This window comes from Paenibacillus sp. TAF43_2 (assembly GCF_052113545.1).
Taxonomy (GTDB): Bacteria; Bacillota; Bacilli; order Paenibacillales; family Paenibacillaceae; genus Pristimantibacillus.
Genome location: NZ_JBFRDK010000292.1, coordinates 1 through 4,569, shown reverse-complemented (window position 1 = coordinate 4,569; position 4,569 = coordinate 1). Strand labels below are relative to the sequence as shown.

At 30.8% G+C, this 4,569-nt stretch carries 5 protein-coding genes; all 5 read left to right on the top strand.

The annotated features are described in order from the left end of the window. On the top strand, positions 1 to 707 hold a 707-nt coding region (locus tag AB4Z17_RS32235; protein WP_441964414.1), incomplete at its 5' end, for a glycosyltransferase. A 193-nt stretch (positions 708 to 900) separates the two neighbouring features. Continuing rightward, on the top strand, positions 901 to 2,412 hold the full coding sequence (locus AB4Z17_RS32230) for a hypothetical protein (protein ID WP_441964412.1): 1,512 nt from the start codon (positions 901 to 903) through the stop codon (positions 2,410 to 2,412). Between the two features lie 62 nt (positions 2,413 to 2,474). Further along, the gene (locus tag AB4Z17_RS32225) at positions 2,475 to 2,864 is read left to right on the top strand and encodes a GtrA family protein (RefSeq protein WP_441908412.1); all 390 of its coding nucleotides are present in this window, start codon (positions 2,475 to 2,477) and stop codon (positions 2,862 to 2,864) included. A gap of 2 nt (positions 2,865 to 2,866) precedes the next feature. After that, positions 2,867 to 4,414, top strand: coding sequence for a lipopolysaccharide biosynthesis protein RfbH (rfbH, locus tag AB4Z17_RS32220; protein WP_441964410.1), 1,548 nt, complete (start codon positions 2,867 to 2,869; stop codon positions 4,412 to 4,414). A gap of 36 nt (positions 4,415 to 4,450) precedes the next feature. Further along, positions 4,451 to 4,569, top strand: a 119-nt coding sequence (locus tag AB4Z17_RS32215; RefSeq protein ID WP_441964416.1) for a sugar phosphate nucleotidyltransferase, incomplete at its 3' end; no start/stop codon positions are given.

Sequence of the window (4,569 nt, the reverse complement as noted above, 5' to 3'; positions counted from 1 at the left end):
GGTTATCAATTGATGAGAATAAAATTGTTATTTCAGCATTTGGACATATACATGAAACCAAACGTATTTTACCAATTTTGAAAGCATACAAGAATATTTCAGAGTTTAATGATCAAACTATACTTTATTTAGTTGGGAAACCTTCTCCGAGTATTAAAAATGAGGTAGAACGATATATTCAAGACAATAATCTTTCAAATAAGGTGATTATCACAGGTTATACAAATTTAGATGAATTTGAAGATTATATTGATATTACTGATATTTGCTTGAATTTAAGGTACCCATATAATGGTGAGACTTCTGGTAGTCTTATGAGAATACTTTCTAAAGGTAAGTGTTCAATAGTAAATGATTTGGGTAGTTTTTCTGAAGTTCCAGATGAATGTTGTGTAAAGTTAAAATCACCTGAAATGCTTACAGAGTTAGATGAGATTGAAATGATTACTGAAAAGTTAAAAGAGTTGGTTTACAACCCTGAATTAATACTATCAATAGGAACTAATGCTAGAGCATATGCGGTTAATGAATTAGACATTAAAATGATAGCAGAAAGGTATAAAGAATTTATAAATGATGCCCAGCCATCTGTTATAACTGAAATTATGCTACATAAAGTCGTTGAGTATATTAGAAGTAACCTTGGGGCTAATATTGATGAAAAAGAAATATATAAATTATCAGACACATTAGCTCTTCTAAAGTGAAAATAGTTCAATTTGCATTGGAAGCTATTCTACTATTAAGGTGATTACTCTTTCATTTAGGAATGTTAACTCCGTATACTCGAGGCTATAGAATTAAAAAGTGTATTAATTCAAACACCCTAAGTATCTGAGTGAAATTAAAATACTCATATTAATGTTATATAAAGTTTTATAAGGAGGATATTAGCTTAAAATGTATAAAAATATTATTAAAAAGAAAAATATACATTTAGGATATAAGTGGATAGGGTTATTACTATTTACTATTATTCTGTTTATATATTATTACGGAATAGCATTGAAAATGAATATGAATTCTGATGCTGCCTCAATTTTATTACAGGCTCAGGAAATAGCAAATGGAAATATATTACTGAGAGATTGGTTTTTGTCTACAGGGGCATATATAACAACTGATCTCTTATTTTATGCAATAGCTATAAAATTGTTTGGTTTCTCATCGAATGTAATTTATATTGTTTCCGCCTTATTTTACACATTGCTAGTAGCAGTATGTGTTCTCTTTAGTTTGAAACGACAAAAAGGGATTTCTTATCTGAGTGCCTTTTATACTTTTACACTAATTGGTGTTCCAAGCTTTTTTTTATCAAGTATGATTTTTACAGGCCCATTACATGTTAGTTCATTATTATATATAATAACTGCATTGTTTATTTGGGAAAGTGCTAAAAATGCGTATTTGAAATATGGATTATTGTATTTTTTGGTAACATTAACGTTAATTGCTGATCCTTTTGCAACTTGGTTTTTTGTATTGCCATTTTGCCTAGTTTGTTTATACAAACTCATAGTTAATCGAAGTGAATTATATTCATTTGTAACGATAGTTGCAGCATATATTTCTTCAAAACTAGTTTTAATTGCCATTAACTTTAATATACCTTCAATTGGGCATGTTAGATTTTTAGAAATAACAGAAATAAAAAAGAATATTTCTTTATTAGTTCAAGGATATTTAGAATTGTACCAAGCAAACTTTTTTGGGGAATTTGTATCCCCTATTTCAACGTTTATTCTTATGATAAGTTTATCTGTTCTGTTTTTTGTGGGGTGGATAATATTTAAAAGTATAAGACAATTCAAGGTTACTGAATATACAACATTTGAGATGTTTCTCTTGTGTGCAATTGCTATTAATACACTAGAATACTTTTTGAGCAACATGCCTGTCGATATATGGACGACAAGATATTTAGTTCCAAGTTATATATATATTGCATTGTATGTGGGAATGTATATTCCTAGTAGGCTCCCAAGGAATGGGCTAAGTAAAATTGTGCTAAGTATAATGATTTGTTATTCTTTGTTTTCATTGCAAAAGATTGATTTTTCTAAAAATAATTCTGTTTATATAGAGGTAGCAGATCTTTTGTCTGACATCGGCGCTAAAAACGGCTATGGGGCATATTGGCACTCCTCTATTATAACAATGGAAAGTAAGGGAGATGTAAAGGTAAGGCCTGTTATTTTTAATGAAAGTATGACTCCTTATAATTGGTTATCGAAGTCTACTTGGTATGATGAAGAGTCGCATTTCCTCATCTTTGATGATACAAATTGGGGAAATATTAATTTGGAGACAGCCACCTCTACATTTGGAAAACCTGATGAAGTTTATAAAGTAAATAATCTAAATATTCTTTATTGGAAAGAGGATATTACAATAAAATTATCAAAAAAATAAAATAAGATTGGTATTTTAATGAAATTATTCATAGTATAGGGAGAGGATTCGAAAGAAAATTTATGATGAATCAAACTATGAAGTTTATTGTTGTGGGAATATTAAACACTATTGTTGGTTTTTCTGTATTTTATCTTTCTTTAGAGGTTTTTCATTTTAATTATTTGGTTTCATTGGTAATATCTCATATTATTGGCGTCACTAATAGTTATCTATGGAATAAAAGTTGGACTTTTAATATCCGCTATCATTCATTCAGTATGGTATTAAAGTTTGGCTTAACTTATCTATTAACCTTTATAATCAATTCTGCGTTATTGGTTTTATTGGTTGAGATTTTCAAACAAAATCCTGTCATATCACAGTTATTCTCAATGGTTATTACAACAGCGATTAGCTTCGTTGGTCAAAAATATTGGAGTTTTAAAGTAAAAATAATGGAGAGTGAATAGAAGTGATATTTAACGGAAGTCTTGTGCATACGAAAGAAGGAAAGAAAGCTGTTACTATAAATTTTGCGAATGATAAATATTATGTAATTGAATTAAGTGATGCAATATTGAATGATGAGAAATACGAAATTAAGATATTTAGTGAAAAATATCAAGAGTTATACCTTTGTGATGTAAGGAATCAAAGTATTTATATGAAAGAAGAACTTACCATAATTGAAGAATTGCCCACTGCTGTATTTGAAAAAGTAATGCGTCTAGAAATATTATCAAAAGTTGGCCAGTTCTATCATTTGTTTCATGAAAAGAAGCAACAATTTGAACCTGAAAAATCGCCATTAAATTACGGTGGTCGTGTTTATAATGAACTTGAAATGAAAAGCCTAGTTGATTCCTCATTGGATTTTTGGTTGACAGCGGGTAGATATAATAAGCAATTTGAAAAGGAATTTGCTGCATTTATAGGGGTTCGTTATGCACTTTTAACCAATTCCGGGTCATCAGCAAACTTACTTGCATTTTCAACACTCACATCGCCAAAGCTTGGTGACAGAAGAATTATGCCTGGCGATGAGGTCATAACAGTGGCTGCAGGATTTCCAACTACCGTAACGCCAATCGTGCAAAATGGTGCTATTCCCGTATTTATTGATGTTGATTTAGGTACATATAATATTATGGCAGATAGAATTGAAGAAGCTATTACTCCTAAGACAAAAGCAATTATGATTGCACATACGATGGGAAATCCTTTTCAATTAGATAAGGTTATGGAAGTCGCAAAAAAATATAACTTATGGGTTATTGAAGATAATTGTGACGCTCTAGGTTCAAAATACAATGGCAAACTCACAGGAACGTTTGGTCATATAGCTACTTCTAGTTTTTATCCGCCTCATCACATGACAATGGGCGAAGGCGGAGCGGTTTACACAAATGATGCAAAATTAAAAATGATAATAGAGTCCTTTAGAGATTGGGGAAGGGACTGTTGGTGTCCTTCTGGTTGCGATGATACTTGTAAAAAGAGATTTGGTTGGCAACTAGGTACATTACCTGAAGGTTACGACCATAAATATACATATTCTCACATTGGTTATAATTTGCGTGTTACTGAAATGCAAGCTGCAGTTGGGGTAGAACAACTTAAGAAAGTACCTTCCTTTACTGAAGCACGGATTAAAAATTTCAATCGTCTTCTTGCAGGATTACAATACTTGGAACAATATTTTATTCTTCCGAAGGCTACAGAAAATGCCGATCCGAGTTGGTTTGGATTTATACTAACATTAAAAGATAATGTTCATTTTACTAAAAATGAGATCGTTAATTATTTAGAAGCGAATAAAATACAAACTAGAATGTTGTTTGCTGGGAACTTAACGAGACAACCTGCATTTGATGGGGTGAATTACCGGATTCATGGTGATTTAACAAATACAGATAAAATTTTGGCTGACACTTTCTTAGTTGGTGTTTATCCTGGTTTAACAGATGAGATGATTGATTATGTAATTGAGAAAATTCATGCTTTCGTTACTGAAAAATAATAAATATCTTAAACATTAATTATTTTGGAGGCAAATATGAAAATAGTTATACTTGCAGGAGGTTTTGGTACTAGAATAAGCGAAGAATCGCATCTTAGACCTAAACCGATGATAGAAATTGGGGAAAGACCTATTCTATGGCACATCATGAAAAC